19 protein-coding genes are annotated in these 22,311 nt (G+C 56.0%); 4 read left to right on the top strand and 15 right to left on the bottom strand.

The genetic code is table 11. From position 1 onward, the window contains the following. Positions 1 to 11: 11 nt before the first annotated feature. From RTP97_RS17160 to RTP97_RS17095, 14 genes are all read right to left on the bottom strand, one after another. Positions 12 to 866 carry an SUMF1/EgtB/PvdO family nonheme iron enzyme gene (locus RTP97_RS17160; protein WP_312415812.1) on the bottom strand — a complete coding sequence of 285 codons (855 nt, stop codon included), beginning with the start codon at positions 864 to 866 and terminating at the stop codon, positions 12 to 14. Then, positions 863 to 3,094 (bottom strand): hypothetical protein, encoded by a 2,232-nt coding sequence (locus tag RTP97_RS17155; protein WP_312415810.1) that lies wholly within the window; start codon positions 3,092 to 3,094, stop codon positions 863 to 865. The genes RTP97_RS17160 and RTP97_RS17155 overlap by 4 nt, the downstream gene beginning before the upstream one ends. 43 nt (positions 3,095 to 3,137) lie before the next feature. Further along, positions 3,138 to 5,651 (bottom strand): type VI secretion system tip protein VgrG, encoded by a 2,514-nt coding sequence (locus RTP97_RS17150; protein ID WP_312415808.1) that lies wholly within the window; start codon positions 5,649 to 5,651, stop codon positions 3,138 to 3,140. Between the two features lie 80 nt (positions 5,652 to 5,731). Then, positions 5,732 to 5,959, bottom strand: coding sequence for a hypothetical protein (locus tag RTP97_RS17145; RefSeq protein WP_312415806.1), 228 nt, complete (start codon positions 5,957 to 5,959; stop codon positions 5,732 to 5,734). Beyond that, entirely contained in the window at positions 5,956 to 6,549 is a 594-nt protein-coding gene (locus tag RTP97_RS17140) for a DUF2778 domain-containing protein (RefSeq protein WP_312415804.1), read from the bottom strand. The genes RTP97_RS17145 and RTP97_RS17140 overlap by 4 nt, the downstream gene beginning before the upstream one ends. A gap of 13 nt (positions 6,550 to 6,562) precedes the next feature. Further along, entirely contained in the window at positions 6,563 to 6,688 is a 126-nt protein-coding gene (locus tag RTP97_RS17135; RefSeq protein ID WP_312415802.1) for a hypothetical protein, read from the bottom strand. A gap of 245 nt (positions 6,689 to 6,933) precedes the next feature. Continuing rightward, positions 6,934 to 8,688 (bottom strand): OmpA family protein, encoded by a 1,755-nt coding sequence (locus RTP97_RS17130; RefSeq protein ID WP_312415800.1) that lies wholly within the window; start codon positions 8,686 to 8,688, stop codon positions 6,934 to 6,936. A 3-nt stretch (positions 8,689 to 8,691) separates the two neighbouring features. Next, positions 8,692 to 9,345 carry a type VI secretion system protein TssL, short form gene (gene tssL / locus RTP97_RS17125; RefSeq protein WP_312415798.1) on the bottom strand — a complete coding sequence of 218 codons (654 nt, stop codon included), beginning with the start codon at positions 9,343 to 9,345 and terminating at the stop codon, positions 8,692 to 8,694. Then, positions 9,342 to 10,676 (bottom strand): type VI secretion system baseplate subunit TssK, encoded by a 1,335-nt coding sequence (gene tssK / locus RTP97_RS17120; RefSeq protein WP_312415796.1) that lies wholly within the window; start codon positions 10,674 to 10,676, stop codon positions 9,342 to 9,344. The genes tssL and tssK overlap by 4 nt, the downstream gene beginning before the upstream one ends. Positions 10,677 to 11,339: 663 nt before the next feature. Then, positions 11,340 to 12,467 (bottom strand): ribonuclease D, encoded by a 1,128-nt coding sequence (rnd, locus tag RTP97_RS17115; RefSeq protein WP_312415828.1) that lies wholly within the window; start codon positions 12,465 to 12,467, stop codon positions 11,340 to 11,342. Positions 12,468 to 12,537: 70 nt separating this feature from the next. Next, positions 12,538 to 14,223 carry a long-chain-fatty-acid--CoA ligase FadD gene (fadD, locus tag RTP97_RS17110; protein WP_312415826.1) on the bottom strand — a complete coding sequence of 562 codons (1,686 nt, stop codon included), beginning with the start codon at positions 14,221 to 14,223 and terminating at the stop codon, positions 12,538 to 12,540. A gap of 204 nt (positions 14,224 to 14,427) precedes the next feature. After that, positions 14,428 to 15,015: a Slp family lipoprotein gene (locus RTP97_RS17105; RefSeq protein ID WP_312415824.1), complete on the bottom strand. Its 588-nt coding sequence runs from the start codon at positions 15,013 to 15,015 to the stop codon at positions 14,428 to 14,430. A 68-nt stretch (positions 15,016 to 15,083) separates the two neighbouring features. Continuing rightward, on the bottom strand, positions 15,084 to 15,779 hold the full coding sequence (tsaB, locus tag RTP97_RS17100; RefSeq protein WP_312415795.1) for a tRNA (adenosine(37)-N6)-threonylcarbamoyltransferase complex dimerization subunit type 1 TsaB: 696 nt from the start codon (positions 15,777 to 15,779) through the stop codon (positions 15,084 to 15,086). 67 nt (positions 15,780 to 15,846) lie between these two features. Beyond that, on the bottom strand, positions 15,847 to 17,772 hold the full coding sequence (locus RTP97_RS17095) for an ATP-dependent DNA helicase (RefSeq protein ID WP_312415793.1): 1,926 nt from the start codon (positions 17,770 to 17,772) through the stop codon (positions 15,847 to 15,849). Between the two features lie 126 nt (positions 17,773 to 17,898). Between RTP97_RS17095 and RTP97_RS17090 the strand changes: the two genes are divergently transcribed. Then, positions 17,899 to 18,243, top strand: coding sequence for a RidA family protein (locus RTP97_RS17090; RefSeq protein ID WP_312415791.1), 345 nt, complete (start codon positions 17,899 to 17,901; stop codon positions 18,241 to 18,243). 2 nt (positions 18,244 to 18,245) lie between these two features. Here the strand turns inward: RTP97_RS17090 and RTP97_RS17085 are convergent, their stop codons facing one another. Next, positions 18,246 to 18,431, bottom strand: coding sequence for a YoaH family protein (locus RTP97_RS17085; RefSeq protein WP_042391288.1), 186 nt, complete (start codon positions 18,429 to 18,431; stop codon positions 18,246 to 18,248). Positions 18,432 to 18,492: 61 nt separating this feature from the next. On the opposite strand from RTP97_RS17085, the gene pabB reads away from it, so the two are divergent. The 3 genes from pabB (at position 18,493) to sdaA (ending at position 21,982) form a co-directional block, all read left to right on the top strand. Continuing rightward, positions 18,493 to 19,851, top strand: a complete 1,359-nt coding sequence (gene pabB / locus RTP97_RS17080) for an aminodeoxychorismate synthase component 1 (protein ID WP_312415788.1) — start codon at positions 18,493 to 18,495, stop codon at positions 19,849 to 19,851. Between the two features lie 3 nt (positions 19,852 to 19,854). Beyond that, the gene (locus RTP97_RS17075; RefSeq protein ID WP_312209368.1) at positions 19,855 to 20,433 is read left to right on the top strand and encodes a CoA pyrophosphatase; all 579 of its coding nucleotides are present in this window, start codon (positions 19,855 to 19,857) and stop codon (positions 20,431 to 20,433) included. 184 nt (positions 20,434 to 20,617) lie between these two features. Further along, a complete protein-coding gene (gene sdaA, locus RTP97_RS17070) occupies positions 20,618 to 21,982 on the top strand; it encodes an L-serine ammonia-lyase (RefSeq protein WP_312415786.1) in 1,365 nt (454 codons plus the stop codon). Positions 21,983 to 22,311 lie beyond the last annotated feature (329 nt).

The following is a 22,311-nucleotide window of genomic DNA, read 5'->3' as shown; positions in this document are numbered from 1 at the left end:
GTCATTGCAAGTTAATTTTCAACACAACGGAAACCATAGCCTGGTGCTTCAGTCTCCGGTTTATTACTCCCTCGTGTAATGTCATACAAACCAAACATTGATCCTAGGTAACCTCTTACCACTTTTTCTGTCCCATTAGCTGGTCCCTGAGGATCTTTTTCTGGCGAATGCTGGTAATAATCCTCAGCATACCAGTCATTAACCCAGTCGTGCCCATTACCCATCATGTCATAAAGTCCCAATGGATTTGGTGGAAAAGTGCCAACCGGAGCATGTTCATAGGTAAAATTAAGTTTTGAATTTGGAACGCTTAAATCATAAACATTGTCGCTATTTGCAAACTGTCTAAATTGCCCACGACTACGTGCAGCATATTCCCATTGAGCCTCTGTGGGCAATGATACTTTTCGCGCTAAAACACCACCCACCCAATGACAAAACGAAGATGCATCCGACCAATTAGCAACTGCTGGATAATCATCACCAATGTACTTAAGCATACGTTTGTCATATTTGCTTTCGATTTTTCTATTTGAAATTTTTTTGTAGTATTTATTGCCATCTTTTTTGGTTATAGATAACCATAAATTAAATTCCCGCCACGTTATTCTATTTTTTGTTATTTTGAAAGTACTCAAATCAACCCAATGAAGCGGCTTGTTATTATTATCAGGACTGAACGGTAGCTTTTCTCCAACGATAGGTCCAAAATCCCCCATTTGATAACGCCCACCATCTACTGTTACCATTGAGTCAACAATCTGTGAAGCTAGTTCCCTTTGTTCTTTTTGGCTTTTTTCTTCATTGCAACCAGTAATAATGATGCTACTAATAGCTATGAAGAAAGCAACCTTTTTCATTTTCATTTTTCTACCGCCATGCTATTAACAACAACCTTAGTGCAGCTTTCCATCAAGAAAGGAGATATTTCCACTAATGATTTCAATTCATTACCCCGAACCTCGATTGATTCAGGTAAGCTTTCGTATAATGAGATTAAATTTTTGGCGTAATGACTCGGAAAGATCTTAACTGAGGATGCATTTGGGATAACACTTCCTAATCCATATGTTTGAACCTCTTCGCCCAGTGCAAGGAAATCCGCTACTTTCTGTTGATTTGATTGCCATGAACCTGATATTTCGAATGCTTTAGATAGATGCTGCATAACATTTTCATAATCTCTTTTTGACTGAACCCAACGTAATGACAGCAGCACGGCCCGTTTTCTTGCGCTATATGTCACCAGACCTTCGCACTTGGTCTGTGCGTGGCTTGCAGGACTGGCAACATCATCCCAAAAATTCCGCTCAATCAATGAAGCGATTGCAGCTCCTTTACTTTCCGGAGGTGAATACCTTAAACATTCACCTTGCGTATCTAAAATATGCTGCATTAACTGTACACGTCGTTCTTTTTCATTCCAGCTATCTCTTAACTTTTCTAATAACAGGGCTGTTTCTTTTCCCAAATTATCAGTCAACTGATTAGCGCCATACATACCAATAAGCAACGGTAAAGCGCAGAAAGCATAAAAATCGCCCTCTCTGATTACATTCTCTGATAGCTTAATGTAATCAGCATTCCGAAGCATATAGGTTAAGCATGGCATGAAATCGGTAATAATTGCCTCTCCATCTATGTCAAAAGCAACGCTTCCTTTTCCCCCACCACCCCAACACATTCCACCTCTAGCTAAAACCTTGACTCTTCCATTTTCGTAACTGAACCGAAAAGAACCATTCCATCCCACTCCCATTTGAGCAGTAGCTCCCAATGCCACTTTTGCCAACTGGGTATATTTTAAATCTTTTTTGTCAGGGTTTAGCCATCTAATAGCACCAGAAAGGTTCACTGTGGCTTGAGCACCTGCAAAGACCGTGAGTTCTCCTGTCACTTCCGGATCCTTCACGGCTTGGCTGATATCGATCTTGCGTTGCCCTGGAGGGGTGTTATCGCCTGAAGGACCGGGAACTCCCTTAGCCCAATTACTTTTTACCGATACACCTAACTCAATCCCCAGACTTGCCCCAACGCTACCTGCAAGAGCCAGTTCGAAATCAAAACGCAATACACCCAGGCTTCCCATTCCCCCACCCATTTCAGGCTTCAGGGGATACGTCATGGTAATACCGTGTATATCAGGGAGTGAGAGCGTAAATTTACTCTTAGACTCAGCAAGAGCGAGGCTTGCATAGGCACTTGCTTTTCCGCTTGTAACAGCTTCTCTTTTTAGTTTTTTACCTTGATTACGAAAATCTACCTCAAACGGGTTTAGTTCCTCTGTCAGGCCCGCGCCATAAGTCCAGCGCATGAACTGTGACTGAGAATCAAAGCCAAATCTATCCCCCTGATATGGAGAATGTTTAAGGCTATCATTCATATCTCTGGCCCACTGCCCAAGAACACTCGTATGCTGTTCTAATAATTCCTGTTCAGCCTTCAGCATTTTTGGCTTTATCTTAGTTATTTGGGATTTTAGCTTGTCATAATCAATCTTTTCCCGTGTTTTTGCGTTTCCCTCACTATCAGTATATGACTCAGAGATGACAAAGCTTTTGCTTCCGGACTTTTTATCTCCTTCCTCAAGCGGATAACGCCGCCACTGACTGTTGATTTGATTTGACCGAGCGTAAATATATCTAACACCTTTCATATTGCCGCGAACTTCAATTAATTCCATTAGTCCAACAGCACTCTTGCTACTGTCGTCAAGAAGTGTGGTTTTAGGGAGTTCCTCTGTAGGTGTAAGAGTGGTCAGTTTTACTTTCAGCTTTTTATTAAGACCATCAAGCCTCTGGGCTTCTTGTTGTATCTGAGTTTGGAGGGCCTGTTTTTCCCCAATCTGCCCCCAGCTCAATTTTGTGCACTGAGTTGTTAAATCATCGATGCGCATTTGCGTATCAATCTGATCACCTAACAACATATTTAGTTCATTACTTGCCTGTTCCAGTTCATCACCATCAACAGCAAGAAATGTTTCACTGTCTGCATGGAAATATAGTCGGGTGCCAGTAGAATGATTAGCTTTGATGCCATTCGCCTGCATCCCTGTTTTACCACTACCATGAACGGTATCTGTCGTATTACCCATGGAGGCAACTCCTGTTAAATTTTTTCTGATATATCCCGGCTAATTATCCGAGTTCAACTTTTATCTTGTCTGATAATGCGGTGAAGATTTCAGCGGTTTTGCCCTCAGAGTCGGTTACCCCTGAATAAACAACACCCTTACCAGTCGTAATCCGATAGCGAGTGTTTGGTGTGATCTGCCCAGTTTTATCATCGTGCGCCACAAAATACTCACTATACCCACCAGGAAAACCAGGTATGGAAGATGTAGATCTGGCAGCACTCATTTTCTGCGCATTGGCACATTTCCACAGGATATTGCCTTCACAGCCCAGAATAATATTTTTACCCTGCAACTGGATGAACGACCCATCCAGATTTTTCAGCATGACATCTTTCGCCGCTGTGATTTCAACCCGTCCTTCCGTACTGGTTACAGAGACATCCTTTTTGGCTATCACATCAAGCGCATCATCCTGCGCCTGGATTTCCATCTTTCCCTTGGCGGCAAAAAGCTTCATCCCGGCCTTGCGGGCCAGCATACTCACAGCTTCGCCCGCCACCACCGTAAAGCGCTTCATCGCGCTAATATCTGTATTCTGTTGAGACATAATCCCAACACTGGCGCTTCCCGAGGCCATACGCACTGCCTGCGGGCTGGTAATACTTATCCCTTCAGGCGCATTCAACACCATTCCTGGCTGCGCGAGATCTTTGAGGGCATCAGTCAACTTCACCTGGCTCTGAATATCAGCGGGTAGCGCCTGCGCGGTTTCAGCTGCATCAGACAGACTTCTGGCAATACTCAGCGCATTTTCCAGCTGGGCAATCGCCTCCTGCATAGAGAGCATCCTGTCCCCGGCGAGCGGTTGTTTATCGGCTGTGATAAACACCCCGGCACCTCCACGAATGGAAACGTGTCGCTCGGTACGCAGCTCCGCACCTTCACCGCGCAGCGCCCTGCCCGCATTGACATTGTGCCCTAAATTAAGCTGCGTCTTACCCCCGTACTCGGTACTGAGCTTGATATGCTCTTCGCCGCGCTTGTCCTCCATCCGCAGCTTGTTCAGGCCGGCGGTCCTGAGGACGTTGCGCGTGCTGTTCAGTTCAGTCACGTGGTCAACGTGGCGGGAATCGTGCAGCGCGTGCGCGATATACGGGCGGTCCGGATCGCCTTCGTGAAATGCAATGGCTACCTCCGTGCCGTGAATCAGCGGAAAGTGAAAACCGTATTTGTCCCCGCCGTATGGTTTGGCGAAGCGCACCGGCATACTCTCCATGCCCTGACGTTTGTCATCCCGGTCAGCATCAAACTTCACCCGGTACAGGCCAGATGCATCCTGCCAGGCGTAGATGTCGTTATCTTTCGCACTGGTTACCCGCGCCATCAGGGTACCGCTCACTACCGGGCGCTTTTTAGCAGCAGGACGCCAGCAGCGGTTTTCGTGGTACGGCATGGCCGCCCATTCCACCCGCAGCGCGTTCTGCCGGCTGGCGGTGTAACCGGCGCTGATGATGATAAGGCCGTTTTCGGTTTCACGGGGCAGCGTCGGCGGGACAGCCGTCTCGGTGATGGTGAGCACCTGGGCCGGACCCAGAGTATGGTCGGTGCTGCTGCCGGTCACCGTGGTCTGGGTCGACAGAAAGCGCTCGTGCTCCAGGCGCGCCCAGAAGTTACCGGTTTCCGCTGCCGGGGTAATTTTGTCACCCCGCTCCAGATGGCGCGGGCGGTAATGGTACACATCACCGTAAGTGTTGCCCTCCCCGTCGCCACGGGTCATGTCTGCCGGTGCGGACGTCAGGACGTTCTGCGCCTCACGGTGGTTGTAGTCACTGGCCGTGACGGTGTGCGCCACCACGTTGTGCCAGACGTGCACACCCCATACGGAGTCAGCCGCATTGTCATTCGCCCCGGACGGGCTGTTCAGCGGCAGCGTTTTACCAAACGTCCATGCGCTCTGTTTGTCCGCGAAGTGCACCACCTCGGTCTGCGTATCCGGCTGCAGGCTGAAGAAGTAAAATATCCCCACCTCCGCCAGCAGACGTTCAATAAACGCCAGGTCATTTTCCTGGTACTGGTTAATCTGCTCCCGCTTTGGATAATCAGCCTTGAGGGTAAACTCATACTCCCAGCCTTTCAGGCCATGCTCCTTAAGCACCTCCGTGACCACTTCCGGTACCGATTTACTGACGAAAAAGCGGTGAGTACGGAACTGGTTACCCAGCAGGGCCAGAAACGGCTCCAGCACAAGGCAGTACTGCGCTTCATCCGCTGAGCCACCGGTACGTTCAAAATGGGTAACCACCCCGTGAACCACCTTGCGTTCCGTCAGGGAGAGCAGGTGGCCCGCGCCCATGGTCAGGGTCGCAGGCTTGCTCAGCATCTGGCGGGCATCAATGTTCCTGTCGGCACTGGTGAAGTTAATGGTGTAGCTGTAAAGCTCGCTCATCGCTTCTGAGCCACTGAAATCTTCCACGTCGATATCTGCCGTACAGGAAGGGATATCGAGGCGGTAGCGGTTCAGGGCTTTTCCGGCGACGGTGGGCATCATCGTGTTAAGCGTATCCGTCAGGCTCATGGCGTTGACTCCATTGTGTATTCAGTTATTCCGTCAGGGCTGGCCCGGGCCAGCATGGGTCACAGGAAGTAGGAAAGAGATTATTTTTTATGTCGGTTTTGCAGCCAGAAAAGCAGCTTCATCAGGAGGTACGCCCCGACAGCACACAACGTTGTTTTAATCACGATGATATGCATTTCGAAGCTGTCCATCGCTTCTTCCCCGTCACCGCTAATCGGGATATGGGCCTTCACAAAACTCGCAATCCATACATCAGGAATGAAGTGGATCCCGCTCCAGAGCAGCACGATAAACAGAAGGATTTTCATTGTGCGCTCTCCGCTCGCTTCTTCAGAGCTTGCTGCATCCGTCGTTTATCAGCCTCTTTTCTTGCTTCGGTCTCTTTATCACACAGGCTGAAGTCAGGCGTGCCACGTACATCAATGCGGGCATAGGCCATCAGGCCGTTGCCACCTGGAACTGGAAACGTACCGCGGTTCAGTAACAGGCGTCGCAGGTGCTGAAAGTCACTGTAGCGACGCAGGGTGATACAGCCCCAAGAGACACCGGTTCCGTCGCTGTTCAATGGATGAAGGCGAAACCCGGTCCGGTTTAAACCATTTGCATCCAGACTGTCTTTTTTGGTTTTATCGCTGAACAGCGCAAACCAGTCGCTGTGATGGTTACGATAGTGATGCCAGGCATCAATCGTTTCAGCCCGCACCCGGTTGTAGAGACTGCCGGCAGGACGGTCAGTGACCCAATAGGTTCCGACCGGGATCGCGGCTTTTTCATGATCGGCACAGTCAGGGTTATTGATATAGCGCTCAATACCTGACAGCACTTCAAACGTCCCGATGCCATAGCATTTCAGGTAGGCGGTTTTACCATCCGCCGACAGGTTGCCGTAATCCATCATGCATATCTGCATTTCAGCCTCCGTGCGCCTCATTAAACGCCAGTACAATCCCCTCTTTCTCATTCCAGCCGAGCGTCAGAGCGTGTGGTTTCTGTTTCGCTGCCATGCAGGTCAACAGCAGAATGGCGGGATTTTCCATAACTTTCTCTCTCAATCGGTTCCTGGACACGCTACCGCCCATCGCTGTTTCCCATGATGGGGACCAAAGCGCATGCGGTCGGGCTGGTAAATTGTGGGTTTCTTTGCTGAAGGCCCGCATTCCCAGACGTTCAGCAAAAAAGCGGACAGAGCGGAGCTGTCCGCCCGGACTATTGCCCTAAATAATTCGTGTTGCAGGCAGGCGGCAAGTTCATGAATTCCCGGGGGCATAGAGTTGCCATGGAATTACTCTCCATTGTGTTGTGAAGCATTGTGTTGTGATGCGTCGTGTTGTGATGCGTCATCATCCTGTGATGACGCTTTAGGCTTGCCCGGTATCTGACAGGCGCTGGCCTGCGGTACCAGCGTAATTTCGACACGGCGGTTAAGCGCTCGCCCTTCCGGCGTGTCATTGGTTGCGAACGGGCGGCTCTCGCCATAGCCCTGCACCGCAAAACAGCTTTCCGGTACGTCGCCGGTGTCACGCATCCAGTCGCGCACCGCTTCGGCACGCTTGAGAGAGAGCGTCTGGTTCAGTTGCAGATTGCCGGTGTTGTCGGTATGGCCGGAAACGACAATAAGCCAGCCGGGTTTCGCCTTAACACCTACCAGAGAATTCACCAGCATTTTGGTGGACCCGGCTTTCAGCGCCGATTTGCCCGAATCGAACAGCGACATGCTGTCGAGGCGAATGGTTTTCGGACCCTGAATGATTTTCTTGATAACCGGCGGTGGTGGCGGTGGCGGTGCCCAGTCACTGACGGCGGACTCAACGAGCGGAACCAGGCGCAGCCCCTGATAGAGACCCAGGCGATAACGCAGTGGTTCCCCGCGGCGCTGCCAGTCATCCAGCAATGCGCCATCGGCCCTAAGGCGCTGCTGCGCCCGTAGTTTGGGTACAACAGTCTGACCCGTCAGCTGGTGATACAGCGCAAGATGATCGCCAACATTACGGATGAGGCGCTGGTTGTTCATCCAGGACGCCAGCATGGCCAGCGCGAAGAAAATCCCACCCAGTAATCCGACGTAACGCCAGAACACTATTCTGCGGCTGACGCCACGTTTGCGCGGTAACGCCGGCAGCAGCAGTTCAGGCAAAGACAGTGGCTCAGTGGTCACGGCCACATCAGGTGGCAGCGCAGTCACGGAAATGATGTGTTGTTGCCAGAGATTGCCCGCAATACCGCTCACCGGCACCATGCACATGCCCTGCACCCAAGGCTTCATCACCGGCAGTTCGCCCTGCCGTACCGACAGCAGGTCATTCACAGCGGTATTTTGCCAGGCAAGCAGACTGTCCAGCCACAGGCCCTGGCTCAGACGGGAAAGACGTCCGTCAGAGTTGGTCTCGCGGGCCCACTCGGTCAGTGATACATTGCCCTGACCGGGCTGATACACCTGAATACCGGCCCGTTGACTTACCGTGGTAAACCAGACGGGCTCTGCATCCGCGCAGGCAGCAGGGGGTGATATCCAGGTCACGGTCCACAGAGGCGGGATCGTGCCGAATGTCGCACGGCACTGGACGACAGCACGCTGCCAGCCCCGCAGAGAGTGGGTAAAAGCATCAACGGATGTGTGCTGCTCAGGTATCACCGCCAGCATGACGGAGAGTTGCGATACCAGGGCCGGGCGCACCAGACTCAGGTGCAGTGCAAAGAGTGGCAACTGTTCCGCATCCTTCACCCATAAATACCAGCCCTGCCGGGTTTCCCGGTGACGGGATCCGGACACAAAGAGAGGCGTGTTATCACCACAGACGAGGATCACCGCTCCCTGGAAATCTTCCGGCGGCAGATTTTCATTCATAATATCCCGGACAGCGGTCGCCTGCGCCTGAGAGGCCCGGTGCTGACGCCACAACATCCCCCCGGACACCAGAACGACCAGCAGAGTGAGTGCCACACGGCTGCCCGTGGACAGGGGCCAGAATCCCAGAATGAGCCACAGCGCCAGTACGGCACCCAGTGCAGTTAATAAACTTCGGTATGCATCCCGCATCGCTTACCCCGGCGTGATGGTCTGGCTTACCAGCCCGGTAAGCGAAGACGAGAGGAAGAACCAGAGTGCCGCCAGGGCGACAGCGGCCACAATCCACGTCAGCCAGTACCCGCAACGGTTACTGCGCAGGCGTGACGCCCGAGCAACAATGGGGACGTCCTGTGCCAGCGTGAAGGCTGGCACCCGTTCAGCAAGCGCGCGAACAATATCCTCACGACGCTCATCATCCTGGGCGCGATACTGACCGACAAACCCCAGTTGCAGGGTCCGGTACAGACAGGTTAAAACAGCTGCGTCAGGGGCGGTTTCTTTCAGCAGGTTTCGGACGCGTTCCCACAGCTCCTCACCAGCGTTCAGCGTGCCAAAAAAGTGCGCCTGCAGCGGGTCACGGTGCCAGATCAGGTAACCATCATCGGTGGTTCCCCGGTTCATCACGCTCTCATCAAGCAATGCACACAGGGCATACACCATATGGTCGCGGCTGATGTCGCTGTAGCCTGCCTCCGTGAGCGCAGTTCTCGCCTCCTGCACCAGACGGCAGGCACGGCGATAGAGTCCTTCCCCGTCACGGACTTCCTGGCCGCCCCGCAGCTGGCTGGCCATCAGCCAGCCCGGGTAGAAAATACGTTCTGTCTGGCTGAGTTCGGATTTATTCATGTGCGTAGCACCGCAAACAGGTCAAGATTGACATCCCCCAGTGAGCGCGGGGTATAGAAGGTACAACTGCCCATCTCAAGCATTGCGCGACCCGCCTCAGTACTCAGATCCAGCGAGAAATACTGGTTCTCAAGACGCAACGGGATCGCCGCCGGAACATGGGTCAGAGGCTTGATCACCATCCCGCTCAGGGCCACATTCACCACATCTGAAACATCATCAAAACTGCCCGCTTTGCACAGCTGCGGGAATTTCGTCTGAAGCTCATGGTTCGGCATGGAGGAACGTACTGAGAGATAGAAATCGGCCCCTTCGCGCAGACGCGCATCGTGCAGGGCACCTTTCCAGATCTGGTCCTGATGCTCAAGGTGGATACTTATCACCCTTGACGGCAGGCTCGCTTCCAGCAGCTTATCAAGTAGTGTGAGCAGCGGTGGGAATACCCGTTCCGGTGCATCGTGCTGATAAGCAGGAATATCCCCGGCGTCATGCTCCAGTGAGAAAGTCAGCAGGCTGCCGGCAAGACGAGCCAGTTCGCGGTAGAGCAGTTCCGGGTGCCTGCCCGGCGTCTGCAGCAGTTCCGTCAGCACCGGCTCCGCACTGTTCAGGGCATTGAGCAGCCAGAACAGGGACACATCCGCGACCGCAAAGTCGGCCATCCGCTCATTACTTTCACGGCGCATGGCCATCAGGCGGCGACGGCGGGCCTGCAACCGGACCAGCAGGTCACCCAGTTCGGCGATCAGCCACGGGCTGGCAGAAACGGAAAGCATCGGAGGGATAAAGGTCGGGTCCCGGCTCCACTGCCCCTGCGCATTACGCACCAGACGGGCCACCGGACAGGTCAGCCAGGCCGTGTTCTCCTGGCTGGAGAGACGCAGGTTCAGCGCATAACGCAGAATGGCCAGTTCCCCGCTTTCATGACCTGCCAGCTCCTGTACCACTACACGTTCAGCTTTCCAGCGACGCGGGCGCTCACTGTCCTGACCGTTATCGAGGTTGCCGCCACTGGCACTCAGTAGCGGCAGCGCAACAACTACGTCAACAGCGTTACGGCCGGCAACAGACAAATCACAGACTGGAGGAAGATTGTCTGCCAGATCCGTATCAACAAGAGTACCGTCCTGAAAGCGCACCACCAGACGAGTGGTATTCAGGCGCGAGAGCACCAGTGCGGCATCATCGAACTCAGCCGCAACGACACCCCAAGGGTTTGAAATGCCCATTCGGGCGACCATGTCAGCACTATGTTCATTCCAGCGGGCCTGCTGCTGGAACTGCTGCGGGGCCAGCATGGCCCCATCCTCCCAAAGTGGACGATAAATTTTCATCCCTGATATCCTCGCGTTACGCGTTCGGCTACCGGCGTTAAATTAATTTTTTCAAGCAGAGAGGCATATACCTCATTCTGTGGGACTGTTTTTTCACCAGTGGCACTGCATGCCACGCTCTGTGATTGATTATTGGCTGACATGAGCATTGACTCGTCTTTATTCCGTTTAAAGTTCCATTTTATATATACATGTGCACGAGACATCTCGTTCTTAAATGATTCAGGTATACTGCATTCACCTCTTAAATTAATTAATCCATTTATCGGACACGGCGCTACCATAGAAAATAGAAGTTTCAATTTCTACTCCTTATTCCACGCAACGTAAAGCAGGTATAATGTAATTATCAGAGGGATATTCATAAATGAATTTTAAGAAAAACCACAACCACCTCCTCTCGCCCGACTGGTGCGGCGTAGCGGTTTTTTTATTATTAAAACTGGAAACTTCAAGGCTTAAAAATTAGGAATTTGACCGGAGGTGAGATGAAAAAAAGAGCACTACATGCCTTTGCAACCAATACTCATAAATTGAAACAGTTGGAAATGTTATAGGGTATTTAATTTACATTTGAAATGCAGTGAAAGGGATATAGTCGCGCAGACTGCCAGTGCAATAATGGCCAGTCAGGCTTTGCACTGACTGGCATTAGCATGTTCGTTAGCGGGGAAATTCCAGCAGCAGAGCTTGCAGGCTCGTCGCCATTAATTCACCGCGCCAGCCGGAGATTAATTCCGGCAGTGTGGCAAATGACTTAATATTCCAGTGCCAGTTAAGCAGCTGATTTATTTGCCGACGCGAGGCCAGCAGCTCGGCGCTCACCCCTTTCGCCACGCTCACCTCCTGCACCAGCGCCTTGATGGCCTTAAAGGCCCGGCGATAGCCCGGCATATCCAGCAGGTTCAGCAGCGGCTCCGGGAGCGACTCTTCCGGTAAAGCCTGAGCCTGGGCAACCATCGCCAGCAGGGTTTTGCCGTGGAAGCGGATCTCACTTCCCGAGAGCCCGATGCTGTCCAGCTCCCCGAGGCTGCCCGGCATATAGCGCGCTACCGCCCACAGGTTCTCTTCCCGCACCACAAAGTTGACCGCCAGATCGCGCTCGCGGGCTTTACGCAGACGCCACGCCGCCAGCAGCTGCAGGCAGGCCAGCTGGCGGGTGCGCAGCTGCCAGGCGTTGCTAATCTCGCGCCACGCCTCTTCCGGGGCCAGCACCTCCTGACGGCGCAGCTGCATCAGACGACACTCGTCCAGCGCGGCCGGCAGCCAGCCTGCGGTCTCGGTCTCCGCCATCAGCTTATGGGCGATGGGCAGCAGATACCAGACGTCGGCCGCCGCGTAGTCGCACTGCCGCTCGGTCAGGGGGCGCGCCAGCCAGTCGGTGCGGGACTCACTTTTATCCAGCGCCAGACCGGTATACTCCTCAACCATAGAGGCAAAACCCCAGGAGAGCGGGCGACCGCTGAAGGCGGCAAGGATCTGGGTATCGATTAGCGGCTGCGGCAGTTCGCCAAATACGTTGAGAAAAACTTCCAGATCTTCACTGCCGGCGTGGAGAAACTTGGTGACCGCACGATCCCTCAGCAGCTCACGGAACGGTGTCCAGTCGGTGATCTCCAGCGGATCGATCAGCGAAACCTGCTGGCCGTCGTAGACCTGGATCAGGCCCAGCTGCGGATAGTAGGTCCGGGTGCGGACAAACTCGGTGTCGATGGCAAGAGCCGGGAAGGCACGCGCCGCCTCGCTCATGGCCGCCAGCGCGTCATTGGTGGTGATCATCTGGTAGTTCAAATCATACTCTCTTTGGTTTGCGCCCATAAAAAACGCCGGGCTAACCGGCGTTGGGCGACTCACTCGAAGCTTAGACCTTATTGTCTACTTTGGCGCGCGCTTCGTCACGTAATTCTCGCCGTAAAATTTTACCGACGTTGGATTTTGGCAGCTCACTGCGAAACTCCACCAGCTTCGGTACCTTATAGCCGGTAAGCTGACGACGGCAGAAGGTGATGAGCGCCTCTTCGCTAAGGGCGGGATCCTTCTTCACCACAAAGATTTTTACCTTTTCCCCGCTGCTGGTGGACGGCACGCCGACGGCGGCCACCTCCTGCACGCCCGGATGCTGCATCACCACGTCTTCAATTTCGTTAGGGTAGACGTTGAAGCCGGAGACCAGAATCATATCTTTTTTACGATCGACGATACGCAGGAAGCCCTCGTCGTCCATCACCGCAATATCCCCGGTCATCAGCCAGCCGTCCTTGATGATCTCGTCGGTGGCGTCAGGGCGCTGCCAATAGCCGAGCATCACCTGCGGCCCTTTGACGCACAGCTCGCCCGGCTCACCGTGCGGCACCTCCTTGCCCTCGTCATCCACCAGCTTCACCTCGGTAGAGGGCACCGGCAGGCCGATGCTGCCGCTGTGGTAGTCGATATCGTGCGGGTTAACGCTGACCAGCGGAGAGCACTCGGTCAGGCCATAGCCCTCCAGCAGATACTGCCCGGTAAGCTTCACCCAACGCTCGGCGACCGCCTGCTGGACGGGCATCCCGCCGCCTGCGGAGAGGTGCAGCGTGGAGAAGTCGAGCTGCTGGAACTCTTTGTTGTTCAGCAGCGCGTTAAACAGCGTGTTAACCCCGGTCATGGTGGTGAACGGATATTTCGCCAGCTCTTTCACCAGGCCCGGAATATCACGCGGGTTGGTGATCAGCAGGTTCTGGCCCCCCAGCTCGATAAACAGCAGGCAGTTCATGGTCAGGGCAAAGATGTGATACAGCGGCAACGCGGTGACCACCAGCTCTTTGCCCCGATGCAGCAGCGGTCCGTAGGTAGCGTTGACCTGCTCAAGGTTGGCCAGCATGTTGCGGTGGGTCAGCATCGCCCCTTTGGCAACGCCGGTGGTGCCGCCGGTGTATTGCAGAAAAGCGAGGTCGTCCGCCACAACTTCCGGCTTAACGTACTGCATCCGGTAGCCGTTGTGCAGCGCCTGGCGAAACGAGATGGCGTCCGGCAGGTGATATTTAGGCACCAGCCGCTTAATGTACTTGACCACGAAGTTGACCAGCGTTCCCTTCGCCGGAGAGAGCTGATCCCCCATGCGGGTTAAAATGACGTGCTGCACCTGGGTCTTGCTCACCACCTTTTCGAGGGTGTGGGCAAAGTTAGAGACGATGACGATGGCCGCCGCGCCGCTGTCGTTGAGCTGATGCTCCAGCTCGCGAGGGGTATAGAGAGGGTTAACGTTCACCACGACCATGCCCGCGCGCAAAATACCAAACAGCGCTACCGGATACTGCAGCAGGTTGGGCATCATCAGCGCCACGCGATCGCCCTTCTTTAACCCTAGCCCCTGCTGGAGCCAGGCGGCAAAGGCCCGGCTGCGCTCCTCCAGCTTGCGGAAGGTCATAGTCTCGCCCATGTTGATGAACGCTGGCTGATCCGCGTAGCGCACCGCGGCGGTTTCGAAGAGTTCCACAAGGGATTGATAGCGATCGGGGTTGATGTCCGCTGGCACGTCGGCGGGATAACGGTTAAGCCAAACCTTCTTCAATGCGTCACCTCTGAAATGAAAATTCGTCGTCATCGCAACTCCGCTTAATAAACATGCCGTTAACATTATATTAACTCATTGTACCAGTTTATTAATTGGCCGATTCACAGGTTGCGAAGCGCGTCACTCTTTTATTCTTGTTATGGTCTTAAAAAAGGAGAAACAGCGGATAGTCCGCTGTCTCTTCTCTTATTTAACAGAGAGTTACTCTGTTACGATGGTATGCACCGGTGCCGGGCCGGAGTTATACCAGCCGTAACCGCCGTAGCCACCGTAACGCCAGGGATTCGGCCCCGGTCCCCAGTACCACGGATCGATCGGCTGCGGCGGCAGCATCACCTGCTGCTGCAGATGCCAGCGCTTATAGCCACTCACCTTCATGACCATAAACTTGTAGGGGGTCTCGCCGACTTTACCCTGTTCAACGCCGCTAATGGTGCCGACCACGGTCACGTACTGGTTGCGAAAATCTACCGGATCGAGGAAGCCGTTCACGTCGGCGTAGATACGCCCCCGGGACGCTTCGCCGAGAACGGGCCGAGCACCGCTGTCCAGCGGTACCGAGGCGATCTCCAGCCGCGTTTGTCCCTGCTTGTTCTCCATACCGATGACCTTACCGCCGAAGCGCGCCTCCTGGCCAACGTACAGCTCAGGGGCATTCATCACCCGAACCAGATCCTGCTGCGGCGTCGGGCTGCTGCCTTTAATGGCGTCAGGCACCGAGACGCAACCGCTCAGCGCTAAGGCGGCTAAGCCTGCCAGCAGCCAGCGCACGGACCTGCTTTGACCCACCGTTTGGGATACCTTCACTTACCACCTTCCTGCTATTTACATTATTACGTTATGTATATAGCTGAGATTCAATTTCTGCCCGGAAGTTTCTTCCAGGCCACCTCGTTGCGCAAATAAACCGGCTCCGCATGCTCCACGGCGACGGTGCGCTGCTGGGCAAAGAGCTGGCAGGCAAGCGGAAGCATATCTTCGGCAGCGGGGAGCAGGATGCCGCCGTCGCTCAGCGTCAGCCCACACTCTTTGCCAAGATCCGGCCACGCTGGCCAGCCGGTGCCTACCGTGGCCCAGGATCCGCTGAGCTGGGACAGGCGTTCGCTAACCGCGTCCGGCTTCAGCACCGCCTCGCTCTCCTCGCCGTGCCAGACGCCCTGCTCATCGCGCTGGTACTCAGCCCAGTAGACTTCGCCCATGCGGGCATCGATAGCGGCCAGCACCCGCGTCGCGCCGGTTTTACGCCATGCGCCCTGCGCCATGGTGGCCAGCGTCGAGACGCCGATCATCGGCAGCCCGGCACCCAGCGCCAGACCCTGGGCAATGCCGATGCCAATTCGCACGCCGGTAAAGCTGCCCGGCCCGCGGCCAAAGGCCAGGGCATCAAGTTCAGCAAGGGTGACGCCGCTGTCGTTCAGCGTCTGCTGAACGAGGGGCAAAATACGTTGGGTATGTTCTCTTGGGCAGAGTTCAAAGTGGGCAGAGGTCGTACCGTCATTCCACAGGGCAACGGAACAGGCCTCTGTGGCGGTATCAATAGCCAGAATTCGCATCGGTCTTCGCGCTCTCGGGGTGTTGATTCAATAAAATGGCGCGCATCTTAGCACACTCTGCGGCAAATTACTCCGTAGAGGTCCCGGCGAGGAATCTCACCGCGCGGGCGATATCCCGGGTGCGCGGCGTCGGCGGCAGACTGGCGAGGAAGGTGGCACCATAGGGGCGCATCACCAGCCGGTTGTCGCAGATCACCAGCACGCCGCGATCGTCGATATCGCGGATCAGGCGGCCGACACCCTGCTTGAGGGTGATCACCGCGTCCGGCAGCTGGACATCATCAAAGGGATCGCCCCCGCGCAGACGGCAATCCTCCATCCGCGCCTTCAGCAGCGGATCGTCCGGTGAGGTAAAGGGCAGCTTGTCGATGATCACCAGCGACAGGGTATCGCCGCGCACGTCCACTCCCTCCCAGAAGCTGCTGGTCGCGACCAGCAGGGCGTTGCCGGCGGTAACAAACTGCTGTAACAGCTGGCCTTTGCTGGTCTCCCCCTGCAACAGCACCGGCAGCGACAGGGTGGCGCGGAACTGTTCCGCCAGATCGCGCATCATGGCGTGGGAGGTGCAGAGCATAAAGCAGCGGCCGTTGTTGGCCTCAATCATTGGCCTCAGCATGGCGGCCAGCTGGCGTGCTGCACCGGGCTGATTGGCCTGCGGCAGGTTGCGCGGCACGCAGAGCAACGCCTGGCGGGCATAGTCAAAGGGGCTGGGCAGCAGCATTGACTCCGCCGTTTCAATCCCCAGCCGGGAGGTGAAATGGTGCAGCTCATCGTTTACCGAGAGCGTGGCCGACGTAAAGATCCAGCTTCCTGGCTTCTGGGCCATCACCTCTTTGAACTTCTCCGCTACGGTGAGCGGCGTCAGGGCGAGGGTGAAGTGGCGGGAGGTGCACTCGTACCAGTAGCTGAAGCCCGGCTGGTTGATCTCCTTCAGGCGCTTGAGGCGCGTGCGGTAGAGGGTAGCCCGTTCAAAGGCCGCGTCGAGAAGCGCCGAGCGGCCGAGCGAGAGCCTGGCTACGTCATAGCACAGCTCCAGCGCATCATCGAGCAGCAGCAGCGCACGCTGGACGTGGCTGTCCGCCAGCAGCTCGCGCAGGTTGCCGCGATAGCCCGGCTCGCCAAGCTGTAAGCGAAAATCCTGGGCGCTCTGCGCCAGGCGATCCGCGCATTTCTGTAGCTGCTGGGTGTCTTTCAGCTCGGTGCGGTAGGCAATGGTGAAATCCTTCGCCAGATCCAGCAGCTGGCGGCTGGAGAGCGACTGACCGAAGTACTGGCTGGCGATGTCCGGCAGCTGATGCGCTTCGTCGAAGATCATCACGTCGGCCTCGGGGATCAGCTCGCCAAAGCCGCTATCCTTCACCACCATGTCGGCAAGAAAGAGGTGGTGGTTAACGACCACCACGTCGGCATCCATCGCCTTCTTACGCGCTTTGACCACGAAGCAATCTTTATACATCGGGCAGTCGCTGCCGAGGCAGTTGTCGTTGGTGCTGGTCACCAGCGGCCAGGCCTGGGAGTCCTCCGCCACGCTGGCGCAGGTGCTGATGTCGCCGTCCAGCGTCTGGCTCGACCACGACCGCAGCAGGATCACGTCGCTGAGGATCTGCACCGGCAGATCGCCTCCGGCCAGCGCCTGCTGCTCAAGGCGCTCGATGCAGAGGTAGTTGGAGCGCCCCTTCAGCAGCGCCAGGCGGCCGGTATATTCCAGCGCGCGGGAGACGGTAGGCAGATCGCGACTGTAGAGCTGATCCTGCAATGCTTTCGAGCCGGTAGAGATAATGACTTTTTTTCCGGCGCGCAGGGCCGGGGCCAGATAGGCGTAGGTTTTCCCCGTTCCCGTTCCGGCCTCAACCACCAGCGGCTGTGTATTGGCAATGGCGGCGCTCACCGCCTGGGCCATCTGCCGCTGCGGCTCACGCGGTTTAAACCCCGGTATCGCTTTCGCTAACTGCCCGTCTGTTGCAAAATCGTCCGTTACACTGTTCTCTGCCACGCCGCCCCCTGGTTATATCGCCAGTGATTATGTCAGGCGCGGGAATTTTTAGCTAGCCGAAGTCGTGACAGGATCGCCACCCTGTGGCAGTCTTGGCGCAGGAAAACAGCCATAAAGGAGTGAAAAGTGACGATTAAACGTATTGATGCCGAGGCCCGCTGGTCAGATGCGGTGATCCACAACCAGACGCTGTATTACACCGGCGTGCCGGAGAACCTGGAAGCCGACGCTGAGGCGCAGACCGCCAACACCCTGGCACAGATTGATGCCGTGCTGGCAAAACAGGGTAGCGACAAGACGCGTATTCTGGATGCCACGATTTTTCTGGCCAACGCCGATGACTTTGCGGCGATGAACCGCGCCTGGGATGCGTGGGTGGTAGCAGGCCATGCGCCGGTACGCTGCACCGTACAGGCGACGCTGATGAACCCGCAGTACCGGGTCGAAATTAAAATTATCGCCGCGGTCTAGGGTTACTCCTCTTCATCCTCATCTTCAAAGCGTGCCACGATCCGCTCCCCGGTATGGTTGGCACGCAGCTCCTCGGCGACCACGGCAATTGCCTGCCCGCTGCTCATCCCTTCGGACATAAGCTGCTGAATACGCTCTACTGCCTGCTGCTGTTGCTCATGACTGAGCGAAGGTAAACCTGCAAACATTGTTAACTCCTGCTAGATTATCAGCGCTAATTATTTCACGCTGCCTGGTCGTTTGCCACACATGAACACGCTTTCCCCTAACGTTATTCCCCTGCCGTGGCGTCATGACGCCGCTGAGTTCTGGTTTGCCCCCTTGAGCCACCTGCCGTGGGCGATGCTGCTGCACTCCGGCCATGCCGATCATCCCTACAGCCGCTTCGATATTTTGGTCGCCGATCCGCTGGGCACGCTGGTCACCACCGGTGAGACCACGCGGGTGACGCTGGACGGCACGGCGATCTCGTCGGCCGATCCGCTGGCGCTGCTCCAGCAGGCGCTGACGTCGCTGGGGCTGTCCGCCGAGGTAAATCCCGATCTCCCCTTCCAGGGGGGCGCGCTGGGGCTGTTTGGCTACGATCTCGGTCGGTGCTTTGAAACGCTGCCTACACTGGCAGAGGCCGATATCGCCCTGCCGGATATGGCGGTAGGGTTGTATGACTGGGCGCTGATTGTCGATCACCATAAAAAGCGTGTATCGCTGCTGAGCCACGGCGATGTCAACGCCCGTCTTGCGTGGCTGAAGGCGCAGCAGGCGCCCGCTGCCGAGAATTTTTGCCTTACCTCTGGCTGGCACGCCAATATGAGTCCGACGGAGTATGCCGATAAGTTTAACCGGGTGCAGGCCTATTTGCAGAGCGGCGACTGCTACCAGGTCAATCTGGCCCAGCGTTTTCAGGCTGCCTATCAGGGCGATGAGTGGCAGGCGTTCACCCGCCTCAACGTCAGCAACCGCGCGCCGTTCAGCGCCTTTCTGCGCCTTGACGCCGGGGCGATCCTGAGCCTGTCGCCGGAGCGGTTTATCCATCTGGAGCGGGATCGCATTCAGACCCGCCCGATTAAAGGCACCCTACCCCGGCTGGCCGATGCCGAGGCCGATCGTCAGCAGGCGGAAAAGCTGGCAGCCTCACCGAAGGATCGCGCTGAAAACCTGATGATCGTGGACCTGATGCGCAACGACATTGGCCGGGTGGCGGTTCCCGGCTCGGTGCGCGTCCCGGAGCTGTTTGTGGTGGAGCCGTTTCCCGCGGTGCACCATCTGGTCAGCACCGTCACCGCCCGCCTGCCCGCCTCGCTGCACGCCTGCGATCTGCTGCGCGCCGCCTTCCCCGGCGGCTCGATCACCGGCGCGCCGAAGGTGCGGGCGATGCAGATTATTGATGAGCTGGAGCCGCAGCGGCGTAACGCCTGGTGCGGCAGCATCGGCTATATCAGCCTCTGCGGCACGATGGACACCAGCATCACCATCCGCACCCTGAGCGCCTGCAACGGCCAGCTCTACTGCTCCGCCGGAGGCGGTATTGTGGCTGATAGCGAATCCGGGGCGGAATATCAGGAAACCTTTGATAAAGTTAATCGTATTCTGCAACTTCTGGAGAGTTAACGGGTGGAGAGCACAAACCTGACCCTGGACGATTTTTTATCCCGCTTCCAACTTTTACGCCCGCAGGCCAGCGGTGCAAGCCTGAACAACCGCCAGGCGGCGGTGCTGATCCCGGTGGTGCGCCGCGAGCAGCCGGGACTGCTGCTGACCCAGCGATCGACACGCCTGCGTAAGCATGCGGGCCAGGTCGCCTTTCCCGGCGGGGCCGTGGACAGTAGCGATGCCTCTATTATTGCCGCCGCCCTGCGCGAGGCCGAAGAGGAGGTCGCCATCCCCCCTGAGGCGGTAGAGGTGATCGGCGTTCTGCCGCCGGTGGATAGCGTGACCGGGTTTCAGGTCACCCCGGTGGTGGGGATTATCCCACCGGATCTGCACTACCACGCCAGCGAAGATGAGGTCGCCGCGGTGTTTGAGATGCCGCTGGCAGAAGCGCTGCGCCTGGGCCGTTATCACCCGCTGGATATTCACCGGCGCGGCAATGCACACCGGGTGTGGCTCTCCTGGTATCAGCATTACTTTGTCTGGGGCATGACCGCAGGCATTATTCGTGAGCTGGCTTTACAGATCGGCCTGAAACCCTGACTATACTTTACACAGCGCCCTGATTTTACCGGACGTGACCTGCCTCTCAGCATTAGTAAAATAGAGGTTGGCTATTAGTTTAATTCATGTGAATAGTTAAACCGATCCCGCAGTTCCCTCTTACACTATGCGCAATTATTACATCGTTGCCGGAGGGTCCGGTAACCCTGTCAGGAGTGTTAGCGTGATTAGTATATTCGACATGTTTAAGGTGGGAATTGGTCCTTCCTCTTCTCATACTGTTGGGCCAATGAAGGCCGGGAAACAGTTCGTCGATGACCTGGTCGAAAAGGGATTGCTGGAGAGCGTCACCCGTGTGGCGGTGGACGTCTATGGTTCACTGTCGCTGACCGGTCGCGGCCACCACACCGATATCGCCATTATTATGGGCCTGGCGGGTAACGAGCCGGCGACCGTTGATATCGATGCCATTCCGGCGTTCATTCGCGATGTTGAAACCCGTGGCCGCCTGCTGCTGGCCCACGGCCGTCACGAGGTAGATTTCCCTGCCGATAACGGCATGCGTTTCCAGAGCGACAACCTGCCGCTGCATGAGAACGCAATGCGCATCCACGCGTATCAGGGCGAGAAAGAGATCTACAGCAAAACCTACTACTCTATCGGCGGCGGGTTTATCGTCGATGAAGAGCACTTTGGTAAAGAGAGCGCCCAGGCCATCAGCGTTCCCTACCCCTACGACTCTGCCCAGGCAATATTGAACTGGTGCAAGGAGACCGGCCTGTCCCTCTCCGGCATGGTGATGCAGAACGAGCTGGCCCTGCACAGCAAAGAAGAGATCGCCGACTATTTTGCTCACGTCTGGCAGACGATGCAGGCCTGTATCGATCGCGGCATGAACACCGAAGGCGTGCTGCCTGGTCCGCTGCGGGTGCCGCGTCGCGCCTCGGCCCTGCGCCGCCTGCTGGTCGCCAGCGACAAGCACTCCAGCGATCCGATGGTGGTCGTGGACTGGGTTAACATGTTTGCCCTGGCGGTAAACGAAGAGAACGCCGCCGGTGGCCGCGTCGTGACTGCCCCAACCAACGGCGCATGCGGGATCGTGCCGGCGGTGCTGGCCTACTACGATCACTTTATCGAGCCGGTTACCCCGGATATCTACACCCGCTACTTCCTGGCGGCAGGTGCCATCGGTACCCTCTACAAGATGAACGCCTCCATCTCCGGTGCGGAAGTGGGCTGTCAGGGTGAAGTGGGCGTTGCCTGCTCTATGGCGGCAGCGGGCCTTGCGGAGCTGATGGGTGCCAGCCCGGAGCAGGTCTGCGTGGCGGCGGAGATCGGCATGGAGCATAACCTCGGTCTGACCTGCGACCCGGTTGCCGGTCAGGTGCAGGTGCCTTGCATCGAACGTAACGCCATTGCCTCGGTGAAAGCCATCAACGCCTCACGCATGGCCATGCGCCGCACCAGCGAACCGCGCGTCTCGCTGGATAAGGTGATCGAAACCATGTATGAAACCGGGAAAGACATGAACGCCAAATACCGCGAAACCTCTCGCGGCGGGCTGGCGATCAAGGTGCAGTGCGACTAATCCTCTGACGACGTCCCTGCAACTATTGTCTTTCATACCCTTTTCGCCCATCTGATACGGATGGGCGAATTTCATGAACTTTTCTCGTTACCTGAAATAATGCCCACTACACTACCTGAGTTGCCACGGGCATTCACGCCAGTGGCTTTTCGGGTGGCCGTGGCATGCAAACAGCTCACAGGATAATTACCAATTATCGCCGCAAACGGATTATCGTCTGCCTGGTGTTGTCACTTACTACCCTCGTTTGCACGCTAATTATTGGCTTTATTTCGCAGCGCAATTTAAATCAGCAATCTACCGCCGCCTTCGTGTCACATGCGGTTGAA

This window comes from Pseudescherichia sp., assembly GCF_031998825.1.
Taxonomy (GTDB): Bacteria; Pseudomonadota; Gammaproteobacteria; order Enterobacterales; family Enterobacteriaceae; genus Pseudescherichia.
This window is presented reverse-complemented; position numbering and strand designations above follow the sequence as displayed.